A 19,431-nucleotide genomic window follows, 5' to 3' on the forward strand; every position below is an offset into this window, starting at 1 on the left:
GCAGATCCACCACCATCGCGGGGCAAGCCCGCTCCCACGCCATCGCGCCGGGCCATCTTTGCGTTATAATCCCGCCCTTTAGCCGTCCTCCGCCCACGAGGCCGATGGCGCATCTCTACCGAATGAAGAGGCTAGACCCTTGGCATTGACGATTCTTGGCCTGTCCGGCGCCCTTAGCCATGACCCTTCCGCGGCCCTGTACATCGACGGCAAGCTGATTGCCGCCGCCGAAGAAGAGCGCTTCGTGCGTGACAAGCATGCGAAGAACCGCATGCCCTACGAATCGGCGAAGTTCTGCCTGGAGCAGGCCGGCATCAAGCCGTCGGACGTCGATGTGGTAGCCATTCCCTTCGCCCCGATCAGCCTGTTCGGCAAGGCTCGCTGGCACTACGCCAAGCGCTACTGGTACGCCCCGGACCGCGCCCTCGACGCGATCCTGATGGGCAACCGTCGCTACAAGCGCTACCGCAAGAAGATCGTCTGGTGCCTGGAGCAACTGGGCTTCGATCCGAAGAAGATCAAGATCGAGCCGGTCGAGCACCACCTGGCTCACGCCTCCAGTGCTTACCACTGCTCGGGCTTCAAGGAAAAAACCGCGATCCTCGGCATCGACGGCAAGGGTGAGTACGCCACCACCTTCTTTGGCTATGGCGAAAACGGCAAGATCCACAAGATCAAGGAGTTCTTCGATCCAGACTCGCTGGGCGGCCTGTACGGCGCGATCACCGAGTTCCTCGGTTTCGAAATGCTCGATGGCGAGTTCAAAGTCATGGGCATGGCGCCGTACGGCGATGCCAGCAAGTACGACTTCTCGCGCCTGGCCAGCTTCGAAAACGGCGAACTGGTGATCAACACCGAGTACGCCAACGTCATCGGCCTGCGCCGCTATAAAGAGAAGGGCAAGGGCTTTTACTTCTCGCCGAAACTGATCGAGTGGCTGGGGCCCAAGCGCGAAGGCGATATCGCCGACGAGCCGTACATCCACTACGCGGCCAGCATGCAGGCGCTGTTCGAGAAGCTCGCCCTGCAGATGATCGATCATTATCTGGGCGACACCCTCAAGGAAACCGGCAAGCTGGCCTTCGCGGGCGGCTGCGCGCTGAACGTCAAGCTCAACCAGAAGATCATCGCCCGTTCCGACGTCAAGGAGCTGTTCGTCCAGCCAGCCTCCGGTGACGCCGGTACTGCCGTGGGCGCTGCTGCCTACGTGTCGCATGCCCGTGGTGTGCCGGTCGAGAAGATGGAACACGTCTACCTCGGCCCTGCGTACTCCAACGAGGACGTGATCGCGGCCTGTGCCCGTCACCCGAGCCAGCCGAAATGGCGCAAGCTCGACAACATGCCGCAGCAAATCGCCAAGATCATGGTCGACGGCAACCCGGTGGCCTGGTTCCAGGGCCGTATGGAGTTTGGTCCGCGGGCGCTGGGTGGTCGTTCGATCATCGGCTGTCCGAGTGTGGAAGGCGTGGCCGACCGCATCAACCACCAGATCAAGTTCCGCGAGCGCTGGAGGCCTTTCTGCCCGTCGATGCTCGACACCGTCGCGCCGCAGATGATCAAGGTCGATCACCCGGCGCCGTTCATGACCTTCACCTTCGAAGTGGCTGAAGAGTGGAAAACCCGTGTGCCAGAAGTGGTCCACGAAGACGGCACCTCGCGCGCCCAGGTGCTCAAGCGCGAGTACAACCCGCGCTACTACGACATGATGAAGGCGCTTGAAGACCTGACCGGTAACGGCGTGTCGCTCAACACGTCGCTCAATCGTCGTGGCGAGCCGATGATCTGCTCGCCGACCGATGCCCTGAACATGTTCTTCGGCTCGGACCTGCAGTACCTGATAATGGAAGACATTCTGGTCGTCAAGGATGGCGCCGCGCCTTATGACCAGCCGCTCTGAACCGCGCGTCCTGCAGTTCTGCCATGGCTATGACGGGCCTTTCCTGGATTGTGCCCGTCAGTACGCCAGCCTGTTCCAGGGCAGCGGTTATCAGGTGACCACGGTGTTCCTCACCGGCAAGGCCGACCCGCAGGTGGCGGCCGGCTGTGCGTCGGATGAGGTGCTGTTTCTGGAGTTCAGCTCCAAGGCCGTACGCGGCCTGAAGCTGGGCGCCATTGCTGCTTTGCGCAAAATTGCCGCCGAGCGCAACTTCAGTTTCTGCATCGCCCATCGCTTCAAGCCGATCTACGTCGCCTTGCTCGGCACCAAGCTGCCGGTGATCGGCGTGCACCACGCCTTCGGCGACTACCAGCGTAAAGGCCGCCGACTGTTCGCCAATCTGTTCAGTAAGCGCCTGAGCCTGCTCGGGGTTTCCGATGCAGTGCGCGATGACATGCGCCGCTGCCTGCCGAACTGGCCGGCCGAGCGGATCCAGACCCTCTACAACCGCATCGATGTCGAAGGCTTGCGGGCCAGCCTGGTCGCTCGGGAGGCAGCGCGCAGTGCGCTTGGTCTGGAACCGCAGGCGTGGATTGTCGGTAACGTCGGTCGCCTGCACCCGGACAAGGACCAAGCGACCCTGCTCAAGGGCTTCGCCCAGGCGCTACCGGAGCTGCCCGCTGGCGCACGCCTGGCGGTGCTCGGCAGCGGGCGCCTGGAAGACCAGCTCAAGGCCTTGGCCGCCGAGCTTGGCATTGCCGCTCAGGTCGATTTTCTGGGGCAGGTGCCGGACGCTCGGCGCTACTTCCAGGCATTCGACGTGTTTGCCCTGAGCTCCGACCATGAGCCGTTCGGCATGGTCCTGCTCGAAGCGATGGTCGCTGGTGTGCCGCTGCTGGCCACCGCCTGCGGCGGCGCGCGTGAAGTGGTCGAAGGCGTGGGGGTGTTGTTCGCGCTCGGCGATGCCGGGCAGTTGGCCCAGGGCCTGAAGCACATGGCCGGGCTGGATGCCGAGCAGCGCCAGGCGTGTGCCGCACACATGCTGCAACGCCTGCACGAGCGCTTCAGCGACCAGGCGGTACGCGACACCTTCTGGCAACTGCCGCAGGTGCGGGCGTTGGCGGTGCAGCCGTGATGCTCAATCATATCCGCGCGCTGCGTGAACGCGGTTGGCAGGCCATCGACGCATCGGCCTACGCCGACGCCTGGCAACGCTTCGGCGGCAGCGTGGCGACTCACCCCTTGGTGATCGAACAACTGGCGGACCTGGCGCAGATCCCTGTGCGTTATCTGGGCTGGCAGCACAACGGTGAGCTCAAAGCGGCGATTCCTACCTGGGGGCGGCATCTGGCCTTGTCCAAGGACGTGCTCAAGCGTCAAGGCAAGAAAGGCCTGTTCGACCTGGGTAACGCCGAGCTGATCCTGCCGGCGGCCGCTGATGCCGGCGCGCCGTTGCGCCATGCTGGGCGCTATCTGTCTGAGCTGAACCAGGGCCGCTTTACCGGCCTCAAGGCTCAAGCCGAGCAGTTGGCGATGGCCCGCGCCCATGAAGACTTGTCGAAGAAGTTTCGCTACAACCAGCGCCGTGAGTTGCGTCTGCTGGAAGAGGCGGGCGGCGTGGTGCGGCCGATCAGCGACTTCAGCGCCACTGAAATCGCCGCCATGTACTGCGACCTGTTCCAGCGTCGCTGGGGTTTTCCGGCCACTGGCGCCGAGCGCATGGCCGAAGTGCTGGAGCGGCTGCGCGAGCTGCTGATCGGTTCGGTGCTGCTGCTCGACGGCGCACCGATTGCGATCCAGCTGGTGTACCGCGTCGAGGCGCCAGAATGGATCAGCGTCGAATACGTCAACGGTGGGGTAGACCCCGAAACCAAGGCGTTCAGCCCGGGTAGCGTGCTGAGCTTCCTCAATACCCAGGCCGCTTGGGAAGATGCCCGGGCGCGCAACAAGCCGCTGCGGTTCTCTTTCGGTCGTGCTGACCGCGAGTACAAGGACCGTTGGTGCACCTCTGTGCCGGTCTATCAGGTATGAGCCGCAAGCAGCAGTTGCTCAAACGCCACCGGCGCCTCAAGCGCCTAGGTCTGCTGGCAGGTTTGCTCCTGTTGCTGGTGTTGGGCGTTGTCAGCTGGTGGTGGTTGCCGCTGCTGCTGTTGCCGTTGATCTGGGCGGCCCATGAAGCCTGGTTTGCCGATCACCTGTTCTATTCGCCGGGTGAGGACTACCAGTATCGCTTTGGCGAGCAGACCCGCGAGGCCGCGGCGAGCCTGAGCGATGGGCTGCTGGCGACGGATGCGCAATTGGCCGGCGATGAAACCCTGGTCCTGGAAATCCGGGTCAAGAGCGGCTGGCTCGGTCGCTTCGTCGATCCGCGGGTCGAGCTGCTCGATGGCGAGCAGGTCGATCAGCAAACCTTCGAACGTGGCGCCGATGGCCTGCGTTTTCTCAATCTGACCGGCCTGGGCGGCGCCTTGAGCGCTGGTCGCCTGCGGCTGCGCGGCCGCTACTGCCGCTTGCTAGGCGCGCCGCGCCTGTGGGTAACCCCGCACAGCGAGTTGCGCCGTCGCCGCATCATGGTCATCGCACCGCATGCCGACGATGCCGAGCTGGCCGCCTATGGGCTCTACAGCCAGGCCGATGAAGCCTGGGTGGTGACCCTGACCGCTGGCGAGATCGAAGCCGAACATTATCAGCAGATGGGCCTGGCCAAGGCCGAGGCCGCGCGCCTGAAAGGGCGCCTGCGTGCTTGGGACAGCATTGCCGTGCCGCGTTGGGCTGGGGTGCCGGAGTCGCGCTGCGTGCAGTTGGGTTACTTCTGCCTGCAGTTGCCGACCATGCAAGCCGCGCCAGATCAGCCTGCCGCCTCGCGTGAAGCCGACATGGCCGACATCCGCCCCTTCCGCTGCTTCAACCCTTTCCCGCTGCCGGCCGACGCCGACGGCGAGCCGACTTGGAACAATCTGTTGGCTGACCTGCGGGCGCTGCTGGAAATGGCCAAGCCAGAAATCCTGGTAATGCCGCATCCAACCCTCGACCCCCATCCCGATCACCTCTGCGCCCAGGCCGCGGTACTCGAGGCGTTGCAGGGCATAGCTTGGCAGCCCAGCACGTTGCTGTGCTACGCCAACCACCTGCATGACAACGACCGCTGGCCGATGGGCGACAGCGGCGATGGCGTGGCCTTGCCGCCGCAGTTGAGCGCTGAACAGGCGTGGGCGCCATGTAGCCTGCCGCTTGATCTGCCTACCCAGCGCGACAAGGCAATGGCCCTGGGCATGATGCACGACCTGCAGCCGCCAGCGCCGTTCAAGCGCCGCCTGCGTCGGTTGCTCCAGCGCTATCTGGCCGGGCGCCAGCCATCGCCCTATGGCGAGAACGAGTTTTTCCGTAAGGCGGTGCGCCGTCATGAGCTGTTCTGGCGCCGAGAACTGTAGACCCTGACCTATGATTGATCGCGATGGCGTAGAGAGCCCAAGGAACGCAATGAAAGTCCTATTTCTGGTGCAGAAGGAACAGCGGGCGATCCTTGACCGCCTCTACGACGGTGTTGCCGCCAACTGCGAGTGCGACCTGCGCTGGCTGAGCAGCGACGATCAACGCAACCTGCGCCGCTACTTCAAGCGCGAAGTGGACGTCGAGCGTTACGATCGCATCGTCTTCTTCCTGCGCTTCAAGCAGGAGATCCGCCAGGCCGCTTTCATTCGCACAGTGCCCAACCTGGTCATTCTTGAGCACGACGCCTACCAGAACTACATCCCCTGCAAGTACACCGGCAAGTTCAGCGAGCATTATCGCAAGCTGCCGTGGGCGCGGGTGATCAGTTCGGGCTTCATGGTCAGCGAGCGTCTGCGTCAGGAGGGCTTCGACGCGGTGTTCGTGCCCAAGGGCTATGACGAGCAGTTGCTGGTCGACCAAGGGCGAGCGCGCGATATCGAGTTGGCCTTCGTTGGTAGCACCAAAAGCGTCGCCTACAGTGGCCGCAAGGCGCTGCTCGATCAATTGGGCCAGGTCGAGAACCTGGTGGTCACTCGGACCAATTCGGGCGAGGACTACTGCAACACGCTCAACCGTATTCGTTTCTTCGTCAGTGCCGATGTCGGCATGGGCGAATACATGATCAAGAATTTCGAGGCGATGGCCTGTGGCTGCGTGTTGCTCGCCTTCGATCAAGGCGAAGCCGAGAACCGTGCTCTAGGCTTGCAGGACATGCACAACGTGGTGCTGTACGACAGCATCCCGACGTTGCAGGAAAAGCTCAAGGTGCTGCGTGCCGATCCGGCGCTGGCTGGGCAAATTGCCGTGAACGGACGTGAACTGGCCGTTTCACGCTTCAGCTTTGCCCAAGTTGGACGAGATATCGTCGAGCATATGCGCCCGCCGCTGCGCCCGCGCGCCCCTTTGTCCACCTGGCAGCGACTGCGCTTGAGCCTGGGGTTCTAAGTCGGCAGTGGGTTGTTCGCCAAGGGGGCGTCAATGTCGCGCCTCAAGATGTGTTTGAAATGGGAAACACTGTTTTTGTTTATTGATTCCGCTGTAACGGCAGGCTATCTCGCACGCGCGGAGTCATGCGCATGAATATCGTCAACATGATGTGGGCCGGCGGCTCGCCCTACATGTCGATCCACAAGGTTCACCATCAGGTGCTGAGCCAGGCTGGGGCGCACGCGCGTATTAGTAACTGGTTGCTGCTTGGCGGCGAACTGAGCTGCGGGGTGGGTAGCACGCGCCAGTGGAACATGCCGCAGCGCGCGCTCAAGGGCCGTCATGCCTGGCGCTTGCTGGTGCCTTTTTTGCGCCGGCGGCTGCGCCGAGCATTGCTGGCTGCCCAGGCCGATGTGCTGTTGCTCGATGGGGTCGGGGTCGCCCGACTGGTGCTGCCGCTGCTGCAGCAATTGCCGGGCGTGCGGGCGGCGATCCTGTTTCATGGCGAAACTCGCCTGAGCCGCGCCGATGTTCAGCTGTTGCTGAGTGTCCCGCTCGATCGGCTGGATATTGCAGCGGTATCGCAGACCTTGGCCCAGTCGCTTGAGCAAGATCTTGGCCGCCCCGTGCGAACGTTGCGCATGGCCCTGGATCCTGCGGCATTCTCTGCCAGCTTGCTGACCCAGGATCAGGCCCGCCAGGCCCTGGGCTTGCCGCAACAAGGGCAGATTTTCGGCGCGGTGGGTCGCCTGGTAGCCAGCAAAGGCTTCGAGGTACTGCTCGAGGCGTTCGCCAAGGCCCATGCCGGCCAGCCCGATCTGCACCTGGCGATACTGGGCGAGGGCCCGCTGCGGGCCAGTCTTCAGGCAAGAATCGAGGCGCTGGGGCTGTCAGCCAATGTTTGGCTGTGCGGCCACCGGGAAAGCCTGCATCAGCTGTATCGCGCCTTTGACTGGCTGCTGGTGCCCTCGCGCGCCGAGGGCTTGGGCCTGGTGGTGCAGGAAGCGGTGATGGCCGATGTGCCGGTGGTGTGCAGCGACCTTGCGGTGTTTCGCGAGCAGTTGGCTGAGGGGGGGTGCTACCTGCCGGTCGGGGATACCCAGGCCTGGGCCCAGGCAATCGCCCGCTGTGCACAGCTCGGTGCTGCTGAGGTGGCGCTGCGCCAACGCCAGGCATTGGCGCCGGAGCAGGCCTGGCAGGCTTTCCAGCAAGGCTCGGCCGAGCTGCTGCGTGGCTCGGGCTCAGCCCGGTAGCAGGGCCGCTTCAAGCTCGGCGAGAGGGAAGCGGCTGGCGAGGTTTTCCCGTTCGATGTAACGCGCCATGTGCTGCACATTGCGCCGAACCATGCGTGACGACAGTGGGGCGCGCAGAAAACGCATGTCGGCCACATCGATCAGGCCAAGTTGCTGGTCAGGCGTTTCAACCACATTGCCCAGGTGCAGCGAGCGGAAGTAGATCCCCGAGCGGTGCAGCTGGCGAATCAGCTCGACCAGTCTTGGCAGGTAGCTGTCCCAGCTGAAGCCCGCTTCGCGTGACAACTGCAGCAAGGTGCGCCCTGGCAGCGGACGGTAGAGCACGGCGGTGCGCCCCGGCAGCTCGAGCTTGTGCTGGCTGATCACTTCGAGGGTGGGGATGCCCAATTGCGCCAGGCGCGCGGCATTGTCGACGAAGCGTTGCGAGTACGGCCGCAGCAGCGCAGATGAAATCAATCGCTTGCGACGAAAAACCTTGAGGATATTTCCATCCTCAAGCAGGTAGACTTTGGCGCCGTGGCTATCTGCCTCAAGCACCTGGGCGCCAAGTGTCAGCTGATCGAAGTCGACCTGGGAGAGCCGGGAGCATTGCATGGATAGGGCCTTGTCGTCTGGCAAGCAAAAATGACCGGCCATAATGCCGAAAAACAGGCAGCAGTACCATGATGGTGTTGCCCGATACTTTGGCAAGGAAACGCCTGTGTTAAAATTTGCGGTTCAACCTGAACAGTGAGCTCGATGATGGCCGAAACACCGCTACCTGCGGAGCACACCTCCAGCCTGAAAATCTATTTCCGGCTGTTGAGCTACGTGAAACCCTACATTGGCATTTTCATGCTGAGTATCGTTGGTTTCATAATCTTCGCCTCGACTCAGCCGATGCTGGCGGGGATTCTCAAGTATTTCGTCGATGGGTTGAGCAATCCGCAAGCGGTATTGTTCCCCAATGTCCCCTATCTGCGTGACCTGCAGCTGCTGCAGGCAGTGCCGCTGCTGATCATCCTGATCGCCGCGTGGCAAGGCCTGGGCTCGTTCCTGGGTAACTACTTCCTGGCCAAGGTCTCCTTGGGCCTGGTGCACGACTTGCGCGTTGAGTTGTTCAACAAGCTGCTGGTATTGCCCAACCGCTATTTCGACAACCACAACTCCGGTCACCTGATTTCCCGCATCACCTTCAACGTGACCATGGTCACCGGTGCCGCCACCGATGCGATCAAGGTGGTGATCCGCGAAGGTCTGACCGTGGTGTTCCTGTTCGCCTACTTGCTGTGGATGAACTGGAAACTGACCCTGGTAATGCTCGCCATCCTGCCGATCATCGCCGTGATGGTCAGCACCGCCAGCAAGAAATTCCGTAAGCAGAGCAAGAAGATCCAGGTGGCCATGGGTGACGTGACCCACGTTGCCTCCGAAACCATTCAGGGTTATCGCGTGGTGCGTAGCTTCGGCGGCGAGGCTTACGAGCAGCGCCGTTTTGGCGCCGCCAGCCAGAGCAACACCGACAAGCAGCTGCGCATGACCAAGACCGGCGCGCTGTACACGCCGATGCTGCAGTTGGTGATCTACAGCGCCATGGCTTCGCTGATGTTCCTGGTGCTGTTCCTGCGTGGCGATGCCTCGGCGGGTGACCTGGTCGCCTACATCACCGCCGCAGGCCTGCTGCCCAAGCCGATTCGCCAGCTGTCGGAAGTCAGCTCGACCATCCAGAAGGGCCTGGCCGGCGCCGAGAGCATCTTCGAGCAGTTGGACGAGAAGCCCGAGCAGGACACCGGCACCGTGGAAAAAGAGCGGGTCGACGGTCGCCTGGACGTGCGTAACCTCAGCTTTACCTACCCAGGTACCGAGCGCGAGGTGCTCAGCGACATCAGCTTCACCGCAGAGCCTGGGCAGATGATTGCCCTGGTCGGTCGCTCCGGTAGCGGCAAGTCGACCCTGGCCGGGTTGATTCCGCGCTTCTACCACCACGACAAAGGGCAGATCCTGCTCGATGGCGTCGAGATCGAAGAGTACAAGCTGCGCAACCTGCGCCGGCACGTCGCCCAGGTGACCCAGCACGTCACCCTGTTCAACGACACCGTGGCCAACAACATCGCCTATGGCGACCTGGCTGGCGCACCGCGTGAGGCCATCGAAGCTGCCGCAGCCGATGCCTATGCCAAGGATTTCGTCGATCAGCTGCCCAAGGGCTTTGATACCCAGGTTGGCGAGAACGGCGTGCTGCTGTCCGGTGGCCAGCGCCAGCGCCTGGCGATCGCCAGGGCATTGCTGAAGAACGCACCTTTGTTGATTCTCGACGAGGCGACTTCGGCGCTTGATACCGAATCCGAGCGGCACATTCAGGCAGCCCTGGATCATGTGATGAAGGGCCGCACCACCCTGGTCATCGCCCACCGCCTGTCGACCATCGAGAAGGCCGACATGATCCTGGTAATGGACCAGGGCAAATTGGTCGAGCGCGGCACTCATGCCCAGTTGTTGCAGGCTAATGGCTATTATGCCCGCCTGCACGCCATGGGCCTGGACGAGCCAGAAAAGGTCGATATCACCTGAAACACTTCAATCGGGGCCATTAGCGGCCCCGATTGTCACTGCGATTGTCTGGTGCAGGTTGGCCGTAAAGCCATCGCCTACCCTGTGCTAATATCCTGCCCCTGTTAATTTTTCCATATGGGTTGCCCATGAAGTTGTCCATGCCGCGTTTCGATCAAGCCCCGGTATTGGTGGTCGGCGATGTCATGCTCGACCGCTACTGGCATGGCGGTACTTCACGTATTTCGCCGGAAGCGCCAGTGCCTGTGGTCAAGGTCGAACAGATCGAGGATCGCCCAGGCGGCGCGGCCAACGTCGCGCTGAACATCGCCGCGCTCGGCGCCCCGGCATCGCTGGTTGGCGTGACCGGCCAGGATGAAGCTGCCGATAGCCTGGCCAACAGCCTGCAAGCGGCGGGTGTGCGCTCGATCTTCCAGCGCATCGCCCACCAGCCGACCATCGTCAAGCTGCGGGTCATGAGCCGTCACCAGCAACTGCTGCGCATCGACTTCGAAGAACCGTTCGCCACCGACCCGCTGTCGCTGGGCGAAGAGGTCGATAACCTGCTCGACGGGGTCAAGGTGCTGGTCCTTTCCGACTACGGCAAAGGCGCCCTGAAGAACCACCAGAGCCTGGTCCAGGCCGCTCGTGCCAAGGGCATTCCGGTGTTGGCCGACCCCAAGGGCAAGGATTTCTCGATTTACCGTGGCGCCAGCTTGATCACGCCGAACCTGAGCGAGTTCGAGACCATCGTCGGCCGCTGCGTCGACGAGGCCGACCTGGTCGCCAAGGGCCTGCAACTGATGCAGGACTTGGAGCTGGGCGCGCTGCTGGTGACCCGTGGCGAGCATGGCATGACCCTCATACGCGCCGATCACCCGGCCCTGCACCTGCCTGCGCGAGCGCGTGAAGTGTTCGACGTTACCGGTGCCGGCGATACCGTCATCTCGACCCTGGCTGCTGCCATCGCCGCTGGCGAGGATCTGCCACATGCGGTGGCTCTGGCCAATCTGGCCGCCGGCATCGTGGTCGGCAAGCTGGGTACTGCGGCGATCAGTGCCCCGGAGCTGCGCCGTGCGATTCAGCGCGAGGAAGGCTCCGAGCGCGGCGTACTGAGTCTTGACCAGCTGTTGCTGGCGATTGACGACGCACGCGCGCACAACGAGAAGATCGTCTTCACCAACGGTTGCTTCGATATTCTCCATGCCGGTCACGTGACCTACCTGGAGCAGGCGCGGGCCCAGGGCGATCGTTTGATCGTGGCGGTCAACGATGATGCCTCGGTCAGCCGCCTGAAAGGGCCGGGTCGGCCGATCAACAGTGTCGACCGGCGCATGGCGGTACTGGCAGGCCTTGGCGCGGTGGACTGGGTGATCAGCTTCCCTGAGGGGACGCCTGAGAACCTGCTGAGCCAGGTCAAGCCGGATGTGCTGGTCAAGGGCGGCGACTATGGTATCGACCAGGTAGTCGGGGCCGATATCGTCAAAGGCTACGGCGGTACGGTGAAGGTGCTTGGCTTGGTGGAGAACAGCTCTACCACCGCCATCGTCGAGAAAATTCGCAAGAATTGAGTTGAGTCCATCGCGGGGCAAGCCCGCTCCCACGCCCCCACTCCACTGCCGAGAAAGACGTGGGGCGCGGGGTGGGAGCGGGCTTGCCCCGCGATGCATCTAGCTACTTTTGCAGGGTTGTCCTGGCTCGCTCCAGCAGCGCGCGCGCCTTACCGGTAAAGCGCTGCATCCGCGAATCCGGCTTGGGCTCCACCAGCCCCTGCTGCCTCACCCAATCCTTCCAGCGAATCCGCTCATCGCGTACCACCCAGCCTTCCTGCTGGGCAAAGCTCTCCGCCAGGTACAGGCCACGGGTACTGGCAGGTATCAGCTCATCTTTCTTCAGGGTGTAAAGCTCGGCAGTCGGCTGCCCGTCCTTGAGCGGCATCAGGTACAGATCAGGCCGTTTGCGATTGAGGCGGGCGACCAATTGATCACCCTCGAGCCGTTCATCGACATGAAACAGGCTCAGCGACTTGGCTTCCCTCGGCACCTGCAAACGCAGGTCATAGATCAGCTGCAATGACGCCGTCGGCAGGTGCACATAGGCCCGTGGCCGTTCCATCAAGACCAGGTTGGCACAGTGCACCGGTCGCGCTGCACCCGACTGCGGGGTGAGCACAAAGGGCAGCGCTTCGCGGTAGTGCAGGGCCGCGGCATACGGGGCGGGCAGCCAGGTATCGTTGAAGCGCCCGCCGAGCCAGCCTTCGGGCGTCTCCAGCAGGCACTCTTCGGCAACTTCCTGGATCGCGGTGTGCAGCGGCAGGTTGAGCTCCTGCGCTGGCACGTAGCCGGAAATCAGCTTGAGCACCACATCGCCACGGTCCTGGCGGCGCTGGCGTACCAGCACCCAGTAATCGCGGTTCTGCCAGTGCAGGGTCAGGCGTACCGAAACACCCAGGTTGGCCAACTCGACCACGAAACGTTCACTGTCGGCCAACTGCACGGCCTTGCGCCGTTGCAGGGTCTGGGCGAAGTTCAGCGGCATGCCGATGCTCTGGTAACTCAGGCCGTCCGGGGTAGCTTCGACGTGCAGCGGCAGGGTCTTGAAGTTGCTCGGGTTCTTGCGAATCAGCGTACGCGGCACGAGGCTCCTCCTTGCGCAGAACTGCCGACAGGTCGGCTCAATGCTGGCCCAGGATGCGGGCGACGGTGGCCACGTTATGGGCCAGGTGCAGCGGATTGATGGTGCCGACAATAGCACTGCTCACCCCTGGGTGGGCGAACAGCAGCTCAAAGCTGGCCTGCACAGGATCGACCCCAGGCGCCAGGCATACGTGACCGCTGGCCAGGGCCTTTTTCACCAGGATGGCCTTGCCGTGCTCGGCAGCGTAGTCCAGCACCGGGCGTTCGGCTTGCTCGTTGAGGTTGTAGGTGACCATCGCACAGTCGCCTTGCTCCAGCGCCTTGAGCCCGCCCGCAGCGGTCTTGCCGGAGAAGCCGAAGCCGAGGATCTTGCCTTCTTGCTTGAGGGCGGCGAGGGTTTGATAGACCTCTTGCTGCTCAAGGATCGCCAGGTCGTTGCCGTCCGAATGCACCAGCACCAGTTCGATGTGGTCGGTCTCCAGCCGCTTGAGGCTGCGCTCAACGGAAAAACGCGTGTGCGCCGCGCTGAAATCGAAGCGCGACTGGCCGTCCTCGAACTCTTCGCCAACCTTGCTGACGATCACCCATTGATCACGCTGGCCGCGCAGCAGCGGGCCGAGGCGTTCTTCACTGCGACCATAGGCCGGGGCAGTGTCGATCAGGTTGATCCCCAGCTCCCGGGCCTGTGCCAGCAGCAGGCGCGCGTCGTCGTCGCCAGGGATGGTGAAGCCGTTGGGGTATTTGACGCCCTGGTCGCGGCCGAGCTTGACCGTGCCCAGGCCCAGCGGGGAAACCTTGAGCCCGGTGCTACCCAAGGCGCGGTGCCAGTCATGCAGGGTTGGCAGGCTCATGGCAGCAGTTGCTCCCAGGCCGCAACGCCGAGCGCGGGGCGCGGCAGGTCGGCCAGATCAGGTTGGGCTGCCGGGCGGATGCCGTCACGCTCAAGACTTGCCAGCACCCGGTCGGAGAAGTCCGGGGCCAAGGCCAGCTTGGTTGGCCAGCCAACCAGCAGGCGCTGTTGCTCGGCGAGAAAAGCGTTGTCTGGGCGGACCAGGCCCGATTGCGCAGGCTCGGCGCGATCGACGCGCAGGGTGGCCCAACGGATCTGGCTCTGGTCTACCCAGGGCAGCAGGTCGGCGACTTCTTTCTGTGCGGCGGCAATTTGTGCAGCCGGCTCGCGGGCCACACCATGGGCTTCGGCAAGATCGCCCCCGAGGTACCAGACCCACTGGCCATCTGCGGCCGGGTGGGTGGTCACGGTAATGCGTGGCTTTGGCCCGCCACCCAGGCAGTGGGCGTACAGCGGCTTGAGGTTCGGGCCTTTGGCCAGGACCATGTGCAGTGGTCGGCGCTGCATGGCGGGTTGGCTCAAGCCCAGGGCGTGGAGCAGCTCTTCGGTACCGGCGCCGGCGCTGAGGACGATGCGCTGGGCGCGAATGTCGCGGCCGTCGACGCGCAGGCCGACCAGTTCGTCAGCGTCGTGCAGCGGTTCGATCTGCTCGCCGGCCAGCAGGCTGTCACCGGCCAGCTCGGCCAGGTTGGCCAGCAGGCTGGGCACGTCGATGACCAGTTCGGCCAGGCGATAGACCTTGCCCTTGAAGGCACGGTCTTGTAGGGCTGGCGGCAGTTGCTCGCCCTTGACCTGATCGACTCGGCCACGCATGGCCTTGCTGGCGAAGAAACTGGTGACATTGCCCAGCAGGCTGCCGGGCGACCACAGGTAGTGGGCGTCGGAGAGCAGGCGGACCTTATCCAGGTTCAGCTCACCGCTGCCGTTAAGCGCGTCGCGCCAGCGGCGCGGCATGTCGGCGATGGCTTCGGAAGCGCCGGTCAGGTTGCCGGTCAGGGCATATTTGATGCCGCCGTGAATGATGCCTTGCGATTTGATGGTCTGCTCGCCGCCGAGGCTGGCGCGTTCCACCAGCACGGTCGAGTAGCCCAGGCGCCGCAGGCGGGCATTGAGCCAGAGGCCTGCGACCCCGGCGCCGACGATCAACACGTCAGTGGAAATGGCAGATGGCATGCGGGCACCTCGAATACTGGGACAGTTGAGCAGTATACAGGGTGTTGCGATCGAGGCTGGCGTGAGGGCTTATCTGCGTGCGCTGGATCAGTGTCCAGCAGTCTTGCTGAAAACCTGGATCACCACTACGCCACCGACGATCATGGCCATCCCAAGCATGGCCGGGACATCCAGTTTCTGCCCGTAGATCACCAGCGCGGCGATGCTGATCAGGACGATACCCAGGCCCGACCAGATGGCGTAGGCAATGCCCACCGGGATGCTGCGCACCACCAGGGTCAGCATCCAGAACGCGACGGCGTAGCCGCAGACCATCAGCAGCAGTGGCAGGGGAGTGCTCAGGCCCTTGACGGCTTTCATCGAAGCGGTGGCGATGACTTCGGCGCAGATGGCGATGGCCAGGTAGGTGTAGGCGTTCATGCGGTGATCCTCGGTTGCTAGGCAGGCATTTTAGGCGTTCCTGGGATGCGGTAAAGTCATTACCTATCATATAAGGAGATAGGTTGATGGCCGAGCAGTGGAACCTTGAACAGCTGCGTCTGTTCGTCCGGGTGGCTGAGCTGCGCTCGTTTTCTGCGGTTGCCCGCGAACAGCGTAAGGCGCAGTCCGCGGTGAGCAGCGCCATCGCTCTGCTGGAGGCCGACCTTGGCGTGACGCTGTTCGAGCGCAGCAGTGGGCGTCAGCCGCAATTGACCGAACGCGGCGCGGCCTTGCTCGAAGATACCCGCGAATTGCTGCGCCAGTGTGAGCGCCTGGAGGGGCGGGCGTTGGCATTGATGCGCGGCCAGGAGGCACTGCTGCGGGTGGCCCAGGATGAGGCGATGCCTTACCAGCCGGTAATCGACAGCCTGGATGAGCTGGCCAGCCGCTTTCCGTTCCTGGAGGTGCAGTTGGCCAGCGGCGCCCAGGGCGATGTGGCACGCAAGCTGGTCGAGCGCCACTCCGACCTGGGCTTGTTCTTTCACCACGAGCGCATTCCCGCCTCGCTGGAGCGGCGTGCCCTGGGTAGCGTGGAAATGGTCACGGTGTGCGCCGTCGATCATCCGCTGGCCCGCGAGAGGCGGGTCAATCGTCAGCAGTTGGCCCGCCATCGACAGCTGTTGATCACCCCGCAACAGAGCGGTTATCCCGGCGGCGAGGCGATCAGCCCGCAGATCTGGCGGGCCGACAGTTTCTATGCGATGGCCGAGCTGCTCATGCGTGGCCTGGGTTGGGCCTGGTTGCCGCGGCATGTGGTGCAGTACCCGACCTATCAGGCGCAGATGGTCGAGCTCGACAGTGAGTGGCGCCCGCCTGCGTTGGTGGTGGAGCTGGCCTGGCGTCGCGATCAGCCACTGGGGCCGGCAGCACAATGGCTTGCGGAACGTTTCGCCGTGCACCTGCGGGCAATTGGCTAGAGCTGTAGGAAAAGCGGCCGGGCAAGTGATTGTGTGGCGTTTTTTTACCGGACAGGCCTAAGCGCAGGCCTTTTCATACAGTTCCTAGTAAACTGCGCCGCCATGAACAGAACCCTCTATACCTTGCTGTTTCACCTGGGCCTGCCGCTGGTTGCGCTGCGCCTGTTCCTGCGGGCGCGCAAGGCGCCCGCGTATGGCCAACGCATCGGCGAGCGCTTCGCCCTGGGTCTGCCGGCCATGCAGCAGGGTGGCATCTGGGTGCATGCGGTTTCGGTCGGTGAAAGCATCGCTGCCGCGCCAATGGTGCGGGCCTTGCTCAAGGCCTATCCAGACCTGCCCATTACCTTGACCTGCATGACCCCGACCGGCTCGGAACGGATTCGCGCGATGTTCGCCGATGAGCCGCGCGTCCAGCACTGCTACTTGCCCTACGACTTGCCGTGGGCTGCAGGGCGCTTTCTTGATCATGTGCGGCCGCGGCTGGGCATCATCATGGAAACCGAGTTGTGGCCGAACCACATTCATCAGTGCGCCAAGCGCGGCATCCCGGTGGCCTTGGCCAACGCCCGGTTGTCTGAGCGTTCGGCCCGTGGTTATGGGCGCTTCGCCGGCCTGACCCGGCCCATGCTGGCCGAAATGAACCTGATTGCGGTGCAGACCGAGGTCGAAGCCGAGCGCTTTCGCAGTCTGGGCGCGCGGCCCGAATGCGTGCAGGTGACCGGCTCGATCAAGTTCGACCTCAAGCTCGACGCGCAGCTGTTGCCGCGCGCCCGGCAATTGCGTGAGCAGTGGCAGGCCGAGCAGCGTCCGGTATGGATCGCCGCCAGTACCCATGAGGGCGAGGATGCCCTGGTGCTCGAGGCCCATCGGCAGTTGCTGGAAGTGCACGGCGATGCGCTGTTGATCCTGGTGCCGCGCCACCCTGAGCGCTTCAACGCGGTGCATGAGCTGTGTCGTGAGCAGTTCGCCACGGTGCGGCGTTCGAGCGGCGATGCAGTCGATGGCCAGACGCGGGTGCTACTGGGCGACACCATGGGTGAGTTGCTGTTCTTGTATGCGCTGGCCGATATCGCCTTCGTTGGCGGCAGCCTGGTGGCCACTGGCGGGCATAACCCGCTGGAGCCGGCGGCGCTGGCGCTGCCGGTGATCATGGGGCCGCACGTGTTCAACTTCCTGGAGATCAGCGCGATGCTGCGCGATGCCGGGGCCTTGCAGGCGGTGGACGATGCCGAGGGGCTGGCTGCAGCTGTGCGCCGGCTGGTTGAGTTGCCGCAGGATGCGCGGCGCATGGGCGAGGCGGGGCGGGCGGTGATGCAGGCCAATCAAGGCGCGTTGCAGCGGTTGCTGGATGGGCTGGGCGCGCTGATTCGCTGAACGAGGCGGTCCTCTCGGGCCTCATCGCGGGGGGAGCCCGCGCCCACGTTGTGTTGCACGTTCATGAGGGTGCGTCGACAGCGTGGGAGCGGGCTTGCCCCGCGACGAGGCCGGTCTAGCCTGGCCTTCAGGGCCTGCGTTCGAAATTCTTCGCCGCTGCCGCCGCCAGGTCCGGCGGCAGGAAATCCCGGTCCGGATTGTAATCGGCCTTCAGGTAGCGCCCCAGATCCTGCAGATCTTGCGGGCTCAAGGTCCCGGCCGCCTGCTTCAGGCGCAGGTTGTCGAGGATGTAGTCATAGCGGCTGTTGTTGTAGTCGCGCACCGAGGTGTACAGCTGACGCTGCGCATCGAGCACATCGACGATGTTGCGCGTACCTACCTGATAGCCAATTTCGGTCGCTTCCAACGCACTCTGGTTGGAAATGATCGACTGCTTGCGCGCCTGTACCTGCTCGACATCGGTGTTCACTGCTCGGTGCAGGTTACGGGTGTTCTCCACCACCTGGCGGCGCAGGCTTTCGCGCTGTTGCTCGCTCTGGCTCAGGCGCTGATAGGCCTCGCGCACTTGCGAGCTGGTCAAGCCGCCGCTGTAGATCGGGATATTCAACTGCAAGCCAATGCTGGTCTGCTCGACATCGCCGCCATAGCGCACCCCGGCTTGCGGCGCGGGGTTGGTGAAGCCAAGGCTGTCGTTGTCACCTTTCTGATAGCGGGCCACCGCGTCCACGGTTGGCGCGTGGCCGGCCTTGCGCTGGCGCAGGGTTTCTTCGGCGGCGGTGACGGCGTGGTTGGTCGCCAGCAGGTTGAGGTTCTGCCGGGCTGCCGTTTCGACCCAGGCCTTGGCGTCGTTGGGGGTCGGTACCTGGATTGGCAGGCTGTGAACCACGCCTTGCAGCGAGCCATATTCGCGGTTGGTCAAGGTCACCAGGGCTTCGAAGGCGTCCTGCACCTGGCGCTCGGCGATGATCCGATTGGCCCTTGCGGTGTCGTAGCTGGCCTGCGATTGCAGCACGTCGGTCTTGTCGGAAAGGCCGACGTCGAAGCGTTCATTGGATTGGTCCAGCTGGCGCTTGAAGGCCGCTTCCTCGGCCTTGGTCGAGGCCAGGTTGTCCTGGGCGCGTAGCACGGCAAAGTAGTTTTCCGCGGTTTGCAGGATCAGGTTCTGCTCGGTGGCCGAGAGTTCCAGCGCGGCCTGCTCGTTGACCGCTTCGGCCGCCTGCAACTGGAACCAGCGGTCGGCGCGGAAGATCGGCTGCGACAGGGTCGCACTCCACGAGTTGCCACTGCGATTGGAGGTGAGCGAGGGCTCGTCGAGCTTGGTCCGGGTATTCATCATCTCGGCGCCGGCCGAGAGATTCGGCAGCAGGCCTGCCCGGGCTTGCGGCACCACCTCGCGGCGGGCGCCGTAGTCGGCACGGGCGGCGGCGAGGTCGGCGTTGTTGCTGGCGGCCTCCTGATAGACGCTGACCAGGTCGGTCTTGATCGTCATGGGCACATCCGCTGCCCATACCGCTCCGTTGGACGCACAAGACACGGCAATCGCCAGTGAAAGTTTGCGCAGCATAGGGCAATCCTTGTACGAGTTTGAATTACTGAACTGTTGAGTTTCGAGCGATGGGCCAGTGTAGTGCCGCGCGCCGCCGGCAACAATCGGTCAGTTGCGCCTTTCATCATCCGTGTCACAAGCACTCTTGGCTTGAGCTGCCACTCCAGTCTAGACTGCGCATGTTCTTGTCGGGGTGCCTTGAAGCAAAGGCTGAGATCGCATAGGTGCGGATCCCGTTGAACCTGATCAGGTTAACGCCTGCGTAGGGAACAAGATTTCTCGCTTTCCCGGCGAGTCTCTTGTGCCAGGTCCGGGATTTGTCGAGCAGCTCACACGCTCAATGGCACTCCAGGTATCCGGCACTGCACCCCTCTGGGG

At 63.5% G+C, this 19,431-nt stretch carries 16 protein-coding genes and 1 riboswitch; of the genes, 10 read left to right on the plus strand and 6 right to left on the minus strand.

Annotated features, from left to right (window positions below):
* The first annotated feature begins 139 nt into the window (after positions 1-139).
* The 6 genes from AAZU54_RS15115 (at position 140) to AAZU54_RS15140 (ending at position 7,548) form a co-directional block, all read left to right on the plus strand.
* Positions 140-1,897 (plus strand): carbamoyltransferase family protein, encoded by a 1,758-nt coding sequence (locus AAZU54_RS15115; protein WP_186555644.1) that lies wholly within the window; start codon positions 140-142, stop codon positions 1,895-1,897.
* Positions 1,881-3,011 carry a glycosyltransferase gene (locus tag AAZU54_RS15120; protein WP_434727328.1) on the plus strand — a complete coding sequence of 377 codons (1,131 nt, stop codon included), beginning with the start codon at positions 1,881-1,883 and terminating at the stop codon, positions 3,009-3,011. Before AAZU54_RS15115 ends, AAZU54_RS15120 begins: the two co-directional genes overlap by 17 nt.
* Complete coding sequence (locus tag AAZU54_RS15125) at positions 3,011-3,907, plus strand: antimicrobial resistance protein Mig-14 (protein WP_434727329.1); 897 nt, start codon at positions 3,011-3,013, stop codon at positions 3,905-3,907. Before AAZU54_RS15120 ends, AAZU54_RS15125 begins: the two co-directional genes overlap by 1 nt.
* A complete protein-coding gene (locus tag AAZU54_RS15130; protein ID WP_434727330.1) occupies positions 3,904-5,307 on the plus strand; it encodes a PIG-L deacetylase family protein in 1,404 nt (467 codons plus the stop codon). The genes AAZU54_RS15125 and AAZU54_RS15130 overlap by 4 nt, the downstream gene beginning before the upstream one ends.
* 49 nt (positions 5,308-5,356) lie before the next feature.
* The gene (locus AAZU54_RS15135; protein ID WP_312153090.1) at positions 5,357-6,313 is read left to right on the plus strand and encodes a glycosyltransferase family protein; all 957 of its coding nucleotides are present in this window, start codon (positions 5,357-5,359) and stop codon (positions 6,311-6,313) included.
* Between the two features lie 131 nt (positions 6,314-6,444).
* Positions 6,445-7,548, plus strand: coding sequence for a glycosyltransferase (locus tag AAZU54_RS15140; protein ID WP_434727331.1), 1,104 nt, complete (start codon positions 6,445-6,447; stop codon positions 7,546-7,548).
* Here the strand turns inward: AAZU54_RS15140 and AAZU54_RS15145 are convergent.
* Entirely contained in the window at positions 7,537-8,142 is a 606-nt protein-coding gene (locus AAZU54_RS15145; protein WP_186555638.1) for a toluene tolerance protein, read from the minus strand. The two genes, AAZU54_RS15140 and AAZU54_RS15145, sit on opposite strands and share 12 nt — an antisense overlap.
* Before the next feature lie 147 nt (positions 8,143-8,289).
* Here AAZU54_RS15145 and msbA point away from each other — a divergent pair, with 147 nt between their 5' ends.
* Together msbA and hldE are read left to right on the plus strand one after the other, a co-directional pair.
* Entirely contained in the window at positions 8,290-10,098 is a 1,809-nt protein-coding gene (gene msbA / locus AAZU54_RS15150; RefSeq protein ID WP_434727345.1) for a lipid A export permease/ATP-binding protein MsbA, read from the plus strand.
* A gap of 128 nt (positions 10,099-10,226) precedes the next feature.
* Positions 10,227-11,648 (plus strand): bifunctional D-glycero-beta-D-manno-heptose-7-phosphate kinase/D-glycero-beta-D-manno-heptose 1-phosphate adenylyltransferase HldE, encoded by a 1,422-nt coding sequence (hldE, locus tag AAZU54_RS15155; RefSeq protein WP_186555637.1) that lies wholly within the window; start codon positions 10,227-10,229, stop codon positions 11,646-11,648.
* A 103-nt stretch (positions 11,649-11,751) separates the two neighbouring features.
* Here hldE and AAZU54_RS15160 read toward each other — a convergent pair whose 3' ends face one another.
* The 4 genes from AAZU54_RS15160 to AAZU54_RS15175 all read right to left on the minus strand — a co-directional run bounded on the left by AAZU54_RS15160 (position 11,752) and on the right by AAZU54_RS15175 (position 15,156).
* Positions 11,752-12,714: a metal ABC transporter ATPase gene (locus AAZU54_RS15160; RefSeq protein ID WP_405129995.1), complete on the minus strand. Its 963-nt coding sequence runs from the start codon at positions 12,712-12,714 to the stop codon at positions 11,752-11,754.
* Positions 12,715-12,751: 37 nt separating this feature from the next.
* Positions 12,752-13,564: an aldo/keto reductase gene (locus AAZU54_RS15165; protein WP_312153097.1), complete on the minus strand. Its 813-nt coding sequence runs from the start codon at positions 13,562-13,564 to the stop codon at positions 12,752-12,754.
* On the minus strand, positions 13,561-14,736 hold the full coding sequence (locus tag AAZU54_RS15170; protein ID WP_434727332.1) for an NAD(P)/FAD-dependent oxidoreductase: 1,176 nt from the start codon (positions 14,734-14,736) through the stop codon (positions 13,561-13,563). The genes AAZU54_RS15165 and AAZU54_RS15170 overlap by 4 nt, the downstream gene beginning before the upstream one ends.
* Positions 14,737-14,823: 87 nt before the next feature.
* Positions 14,824-15,156, minus strand: coding sequence for a DMT family transporter (locus AAZU54_RS15175; RefSeq protein ID WP_010221561.1), 333 nt, complete (start codon positions 15,154-15,156; stop codon positions 14,824-14,826).
* Between the two features lie 86 nt (positions 15,157-15,242).
* Here AAZU54_RS15175 and AAZU54_RS15180 point away from each other — a divergent pair, with 86 nt between their 5' ends.
* Entirely contained in the window at positions 15,243-16,133 is an 891-nt protein-coding gene (locus tag AAZU54_RS15180; protein ID WP_434727333.1) for a LysR family transcriptional regulator, read from the plus strand.
* A 102-nt stretch (positions 16,134-16,235) separates the two neighbouring features.
* Positions 16,236-17,507: a lipid IV(A) 3-deoxy-D-manno-octulosonic acid transferase gene (gene waaA / locus AAZU54_RS15185; RefSeq protein ID WP_186555632.1), complete on the plus strand. Its 1,272-nt coding sequence runs from the start codon at positions 16,236-16,238 to the stop codon at positions 17,505-17,507.
* A 127-nt stretch (positions 17,508-17,634) separates the two neighbouring features.
* Here waaA and AAZU54_RS15190 read toward each other — a convergent pair whose 3' ends face one another.
* Positions 17,635-19,071 (minus strand): TolC family outer membrane protein, encoded by a 1,437-nt coding sequence (locus AAZU54_RS15190; protein WP_405129996.1) that lies wholly within the window; start codon positions 19,069-19,071, stop codon positions 17,635-17,637.
* Between the two features lie 161 nt (positions 19,072-19,232).
* A riboswitch (TPP riboswitch) is annotated at positions 19,233-19,339 on the plus strand.
* Positions 19,340-19,431: the final 92 nt, after the last annotated feature.

The organism is Pseudomonas sp. Je.1.5.c (assembly GCF_051129895.1).
Classification (GTDB): Bacteria; Pseudomonadota; Gammaproteobacteria; order Pseudomonadales; family Pseudomonadaceae; genus Aquipseudomonas; species Aquipseudomonas urmiensis.

Bases quoted from the DNA above. Each gene is read 5' to 3' on its own strand.
- AAZU54_RS15120 (WP_434727328.1), top strand. From the start codon at position 1,881: ATGACCAGCCGCTCTGAACCGCGCGTCCTGCAGTTCTGCCATGGCTAT.
- AAZU54_RS15125 (WP_434727329.1), top strand. From the start codon at position 3,011: ATGCTCAATCATATCCGCGCGCTGCGTGAACGCGGTTGGCAGGCCATC.
- AAZU54_RS15130 (WP_434727330.1), top strand. From the start codon at position 3,904: ATGAGCCGCAAGCAGCAGTTGCTCAAACGCCACCGGCGCCTCAAGCGC.
- AAZU54_RS15135 (WP_312153090.1), top strand. From the start codon at position 5,357: ATGAAAGTCCTATTTCTGGTGCAGAAGGAACAGCGGGCGATCCTTGAC.
- AAZU54_RS15140 (WP_434727331.1), top strand. From the start codon at position 6,445: ATGAATATCGTCAACATGATGTGGGCCGGCGGCTCGCCCTACATGTCG.
- AAZU54_RS15145 (WP_186555638.1), bottom strand. From the start codon at position 8,142: ATGCAATGCTCCCGGCTCTCCCAGGTCGACTTCGATCAGCTGACACTT.
- msbA (WP_434727345.1), top strand. From the start codon at position 8,290: ATGGCCGAAACACCGCTACCTGCGGAGCACACCTCCAGCCTGAAAATC.
- hldE (WP_186555637.1), top strand. From the start codon at position 10,227: ATGAAGTTGTCCATGCCGCGTTTCGATCAAGCCCCGGTATTGGTGGTC.
- AAZU54_RS15165 (WP_312153097.1), bottom strand. From the start codon at position 13,564: ATGAGCCTGCCAACCCTGCATGACTGGCACCGCGCCTTGGGTAGCACC.
- AAZU54_RS15170 (WP_434727332.1), bottom strand. From the start codon at position 14,736: ATGCCATCTGCCATTTCCACTGACGTGTTGATCGTCGGCGCCGGGGTC.
- AAZU54_RS15175 (WP_010221561.1), bottom strand. From the start codon at position 15,156: ATGAACGCCTACACCTACCTGGCCATCGCCATCTGCGCCGAAGTCATC.
- AAZU54_RS15180 (WP_434727333.1), top strand. From the start codon at position 15,243: ATGGCCGAGCAGTGGAACCTTGAACAGCTGCGTCTGTTCGTCCGGGTG.
- waaA (WP_186555632.1), top strand. From the start codon at position 16,236: ATGAACAGAACCCTCTATACCTTGCTGTTTCACCTGGGCCTGCCGCTG.
- AAZU54_RS15190 (WP_405129996.1), bottom strand. From the start codon at position 19,071: ATGCTGCGCAAACTTTCACTGGCGATTGCCGTGTCTTGTGCGTCCAAC.